Origin of the sequence: Pseudoalteromonas sp. TAB23, assembly GCF_000498075.1 — a bacterium.
GTDB classification, from domain to species: domain Bacteria; phylum Pseudomonadota; class Gammaproteobacteria; order Enterobacterales; family Alteromonadaceae; genus Pseudoalteromonas; species Pseudoalteromonas arctica.
Window position 1 is genome coordinate 1 of sequence record NZ_AUTP01000237.1, and the last position, 5,669, is coordinate 5,669.

The window sequence follows — 5,669 nt, forward strand, 5'->3', positions numbered from 1 at the left end:
CAGCCGCTAAACATATTAGCGATGTAAAACGTCCTAAGCGCAGTATTCGTGTGGTACTTTTTGCAGCTGAAGAGCTAGGTCTTTGGGGTGCAAAAGCTTATTTTGCAGAGCATAAAAACGAGCTAAGCAATATTGTTGCAGCCGCTGAGTCTGATTTTGGCGCCGATGTTGTATATGCTTTTGAGTCGAACGTAAGCGCAGAGTCACTTCCTGTAGTTCGCGCTATAGCAAAAGAACTTGCGCCGTTAAATATTGAGCACATTGGTAAAAACCAAGCGAATGGTGGCCCCGATCTAATTCCACTTAAAGCAGCAACGTCAGCGCCTATTTTTGAACTTGCTCAAGATGGAACAGATTACTTTGATTACCACCATACAGCTGACGATACGCTTGATAAAGTAACACCTGCTAAGCTTCGTCAAAATACCGCTGCATATGCTGTATTTGCTCTAATGGCTGCCGATGCAAAAACCACTATCAAGCCTAAAGCTCAAAATAAGTAATAACAGACATACTTACTTACTTACTTACAGTTTGTAGCTTTAACTAACACGCTTCTTGTTTTACCTTTAGGTAATTAAACAAGGAGCGTGCTTTATGTTACTTTTCAACACGAGTGAATCATTTCCACATTTTGCACAAATAACACGCTGCCCTCACTGCCAGAGCGACGCCTACCATTTAGTAAATAAAAGCCGCTATTTACGATTTAGCATTTTACCTATGCTTGCCTTAAAATTAAGCTATAAACGCGAGTGCTATCAATGCGGAAAAAGCGAACCTGTTAAAATACCGCAACTACCGTTAATAGAAAAACTAAGCCTACCTAAATACTTTATTGGCGTATTTTTATTGCTTTGGATTGTTTCGTTTTTTTATCAACAACACCTTGATACCGAGACTCAAAAGCAAAGCTATTTGAATACACCTAAAATATATGACACCTACTTAGTACACGCCGACAAATTTACACACGACCCCTGGACCCTAACCAATTTAAGAATTGCTCAAGTTTTAAGTTTTGATAAGCAGTTTATTACCTTTCAGATAAGCAACTACAGCTATAAACGTAATAATAGTATTACCTTGGCAATGCGTACCAGCCAACTAATTCAAGACAATTACTTCTCCACTAAAACAATCACCCTCCCTCGTGATGAAGTAAAGCGTTTGTATAAAGACGAAGCTATTTATGATGTGCTGCGACCTTATGCCAACAGCCTTTATGGCGGGTTTGTGATGTTTCCTCCCAAACCTAAGCCACTATATAAAGGTTTAAAACTCGATAAAAACAATCAACAAGGCATTATTTATTTTAAAGATAAGTTATTTTTTGAAGCATTTAATAGCTTTAAGCTAGCTGCTGAAGCGGGTTCTCAATGGGGGCAATTAAATTTAGCGCAAATGTATCGTGATGGTCAGGGAATAGATCAGGATCAACAGCAGGCTATTTATTGGTATAAAAAGGCCATTGAGCAAAAAAATACTAAAGCACAATTTGAATTGGAATCTCTTTGTAAAATAGCTAACTGTGAATGAGTGAATTTAAATATAGCTGGCGCAACAAGTACGCCAGCTATAAATTACTTTTTAAATAACTTTGTATAATTTACATGTATAAGCACAACAACTAAGCCGGCAATAACACCTAGCAAACCATCAAACAAGAGAGGCGCTAATACTTCTCCTGTGCCACCAGCAACAGACTGAGCATAGCTTGTTACATCCAACTGAGTATGATGCAGTAACTCAACACCATGCACTAAAATCCCGCCGCCTACTAAAAACATTGCAATGGTGCCCGCAAATGCTAAAAACTGCATCAACCTAGGCGCTGCTGCGAGTAAGCCTTTTCCGAGTAACTCTTTAAATTTATTAGCTGACACTTTAGATTGGTTGAGTAAATAAAGTCCGGCATCATCCAGCTTTACAATACCGGCCACCAAGCCATAAACGCCAATCGTCATTATAATTGCGATAACACAAAGCACTAAAGCTTGGTTAAGTAATGTAGCGCCTGCCACAGTGCCTAAAGTAATAACAATAATTTCGGCAGAAAGAATAAAGTCGGTTCTTATTGCCCCTTTTATTTTTTGTTTTTCATACTCAACTAAATCTAATTTTTCATCTTCATCTACCACTTCATTGTGATGAGGCAAAAACTTAGCAAATACTTTTTCAGCTCCCTCAAAACATAAAAACAAACCACCCATCATTAAAAGCGGTGTTATTAACCAAGGCAGCCATACGCTTATTAATAAAGCAGCGGGTACGAGTATCGCTTTATTTAAAAATGAGCCCTTTGCCACAGCCCAAACAACCGGTAATTCACGCTCTGCTGCAACACCTGTAACCTGCTGTGCATTGAGTGCTAAGTCATCGCCTAATACACCCGCTGTTTTTTTTGTTGCTACCTTACTCATTGTCGCAATGTCATCAAGTAAAGTGGTTATATCGTCTAATAACGTTAAAAGGTTAGTGCCTGCCATAAAGCTTCCGAGCTCAAAAAATATTGCTATAAACATAACGTAAAGCGCTACTTTCACCAACGGTTAATTTTGCTTTGTTATTCTTACATTAGATTAAAATTTTGCCCTGTGTTTTAACTAACTTTTAAAGAAGATGGGAGGAAAAATGAAAGTATATTTAGCATTAATCGCTATTTTACTAAGCTTAACCGCATGTAGTGATTTACAAACCAGTACTGCTTACAAATGCGATGATGAGAGCGTAAAACTCAATATCATTAATAATTCTGAAGCCGAACTTATCTTTAATAATAAAGTGCATGTACTTAATCACGAAAAAAGTGCATCAGGGAATAAATATATAAGTGAAGAGGTACTGTTTTGGGGTAAGGGAAATGAAGCCATGCTAATCATTGCTGGTAAAAAAAGACAGTGCATCAAGGTTTAACACAAAACTAACCAATAAATTACAGCAATGCTACAATAATTAAAGACCCATTATTGTGATGAAGTTATGCGTTCAATTGCGATCAAACATAAAATAATTTTAGCTTTTACAGCCATTGGTTTATTGGTGCTAACAAGTAGTGTGTTTTTTTATTGGTCATTAAACAAAATTAGCGTTAACAATACCCGAACCGAAAAATTAGCGGTTCCTGTACAACAGTTCAGTAAAGATTTAAGGCTATCATTACTGTCTATTACCAAATTTAATGCCTTAGCTTACAGCCAAGCAAACCTTGATTTACTTCAACAAAATAAAAAACAGGCGCAAGCTGAGCAACAACAATTTAGCGATATGCTCAATTCGTTAAGCACTCAACTAAATCAACAAATAACAATGCAAAATTTACTCGCCAGTACCAACGAAGGCTTTGAGCAACTGACTAAAGTAAGTGTCGCAATGTTTAGCGCTAAAGAGAGTAAGTTTGTAGCGCAAAATTCCACTATAGAATTATCAGCAACGTTTAACGAGCAACTTTACAATTTAAGTTCTAACTTACTTGATATCGAACTTTTAGAAGTGACTGCAAAACAGCAGGCGCTACTTAATGTTATGTTTGGAACAGCGACCCGTATAGATGATTTATTGTTTAACTTAAGCAATAATATAAAAAGCATTACTCAAACTACAAGTATCAATGATTTAAATAGTCATCAGCAAGATACTCTATTTCTACTAGATAACATCCAACCTAATTTCACCTATTTAGAGCAACAAGCGCTACCCTTTAATAATGCGTTTAATGCTAAAAATTTAACGACTAAATTTAATCAATTAAGAGAGTTACTTAACAACGATACAGGAATTTATGCCCAACAAAATAAAGTACTCAAAAGTACTATTGCTGCGGCTCAAAATTTTGAACACTTTCAACAGCAATTTATAACAACAGAAGGTCAGCTTATTGAACTTAATAAATTGGCTGATGAGCGCTTTAATGCCTTACAAACTAATGCAAAGGCCGCCATAAATACAGGGATTAGTTCTGTAGTAATTATTACGATTGTTTTAATTATATTGATTATCGCTATCTCTATTTTTACAACTCGCGCAATGCTAAAACCGCTTAAAAAAGTAAACCGCGATTTAGCCCGAATCGCCTTAGGTGATTTATCAAAGCGAAGCCATCCGCGCAGTAAAGATGAATTTGGTACTTTGCTAAATAACATAAATAAACTCAGTGAAGACCTTACCCAGTTAATTGGCGCAATTAGTAGTGACGCCCACGAGCTAGACCGCAGCGCTATTAAAACCAGTGAAAAAGGTCAGCAAATGACGGTTGTTGCACAACAGCAGTTGGAGCGAAGCGCGCAGGCAACATCGCTTGCACAAAATATGCTAACCAACTCACAAGCGGTTTATGAACAAGCAGATAAAACATCAAGTGAAATAACCAATGCATCGCAATTTGCCAATGACGTAAACAAGATTGTGACGTGGTTTAATGGATTCGACTACCCCAGTTAAGAGATAATCAACTTAACTGGAGATCGATAATGACAAAACGTAAAAAGTATTCCAAAGAATTTAAACTTGATGCCATCGCATTAGTTGTTGAGCAAAACTACTCTCAAGCAGAAGCCTCTAGAAATTTAGGGGTAAATCCCAACATGCTTGGTCGGTGGATAAAAGAAGCTGAAAATGATGATGGGCAGGCTTTTAGAGGGAATGGTAATTTGACCCCTGAGCAAGAAGAGATCAGAGAGCTAAAAGCGCAAGTGAAACGCCTAGAAATGGAGCGTGAAATATTAAAAAAAGCGACGGTCTTCTTTGCCAAAGAAACGAAGTGAAATACTCGTTCATAACCCAATACAAGAAGACCTGGCCTGTGGCGGTAATGTGCCGAATACTGGGTGTAAAAAGTAACAATTACTATAGTTATCAAAAGCGATATTCAACTAAATCAGAGGATCCAACACATCAAGAAATGATTGATTGGGTCAAGGACATAGCGCACTTCAGTGATAATACTTACGGTGAAAGGCGTATTCAGAAAGTCTTAAATGCACTCGGTTTTCCGGTGAGCCGTCACAAAACAGCACAGTTAATGAAAGAGGCAAATGTCTGGGTGCGTTATAAAAAGAAATACAAAGTAACAACGAATAGTGACCATAACAAGCCTATTTATCCCAATGTACTTGAGCAAAACTTCAACGTTGAAGCCGCTGATCAAGCTTGGGTACAAGATATCACTTATGTTTGGACTGCAGAAGGTTGGTTATATCTGGCGGTAGTGATTGATTTATATTCGCGTAAAGTCGTTGGTTGGAGCATGGGCTCACGAATGAAAGCGCAGCTTGTCTGTGACGCACTGACTATGGCGATGTGGCAACGCCAACCCAAAGCAGGGTTGATTATCCATTCAGATCAAGGGGTTCAATATGCAAGCCATCAATATCGTAGATTGCTCAAGTCAAACGACTTCATTGGTAGCATGAGTAAGAAAGGTTGTTGCTGGGATAATGCTGTTGCAGAAAGCTTCTTCGGTAGTTTGAAGCAAGAGCGCGTGCATTGGAAAAATTACCCAACGCGTTATGAAGCTCAACAGGATGTAATGAATTACATCTGCATGTGGTACAACAGTCGTCGCTTACATTCGTACTTAAATTATCAAAGCCCAAATGACTTTGAAGAACGAACCGAAACATTAGATATGGTTTCTTAACTAGGGTGACTGAATTTAGTTGACCACGTCA

Annotated in this window: 5 protein-coding genes and 1 pseudogene; 5 read left to right on the forward strand and 1 reads right to left on the reverse strand. The window is 37.9% G+C overall.

Going from position 1 to position 5,669, the window contains the following annotated elements; genetic code table 11:
- Together L654_RS0114255 and L654_RS0114260 are read left to right on the forward strand one after the other, a co-directional pair.
- On the forward strand, window positions 1–503 hold a 503-nt coding region (locus L654_RS0114255; protein ID WP_024608265.1), incomplete at its 5' end, for a M28 family peptidase.
- A 94-nt stretch (window positions 504–597) separates the two neighbouring features.
- A complete protein-coding gene (locus L654_RS0114260; protein ID WP_024608266.1) occupies window positions 598–1,539 on the forward strand; it encodes an SEL1-like repeat protein in 942 nt (313 codons plus the stop codon).
- Between the two features lie 44 nt (window positions 1,540–1,583).
- Here L654_RS0114260 and L654_RS0114265 read toward each other — a convergent pair whose 3' ends face one another.
- A complete protein-coding gene (locus L654_RS0114265) occupies window positions 1,584–2,489 on the reverse strand; it encodes a DUF808 domain-containing protein (RefSeq protein ID WP_024608267.1) in 906 nt (301 codons plus the stop codon).
- Window positions 2,490–2,634: 145 nt separating this feature from the next.
- Here L654_RS0114265 and L654_RS0114270 point away from each other — a divergent pair, with 145 nt between their 5' ends.
- The 3 genes and pseudogenes from L654_RS0114270 (at window position 2,635) to L654_RS0114285 (ending at window position 5,638) form a co-directional block, all read left to right on the forward strand.
- Window positions 2,635–2,916: an MliC family protein gene (locus tag L654_RS0114270; protein ID WP_024608268.1), complete on the forward strand. Its 282-nt coding sequence runs from the start codon at window positions 2,635–2,637 to the stop codon at window positions 2,914–2,916.
- Window positions 2,917–2,982: 66 nt separating this feature from the next.
- Window positions 2,983–4,404 (forward strand): annotated as a pseudogene (locus L654_RS0114275) (methyl-accepting chemotaxis protein); the annotation flags it as partial.
- 65 nt (window positions 4,405–4,469) lie between these two features.
- Window positions 4,470–5,638, forward strand: a protein-coding gene (locus L654_RS0114285) for an IS3 family transposase (protein WP_139016089.1) whose coding sequence is annotated in 2 segments (ribosomal slippage) — window positions 4,470–4,746 and window positions 4,746–5,638 — 1,170 coding nt in all. Because the reading frame shifts where the segments join, the coding sequence is not laid out codon by codon here.
- The last annotated feature ends 31 nt before the right edge of the window (window positions 5,639–5,669 follow it).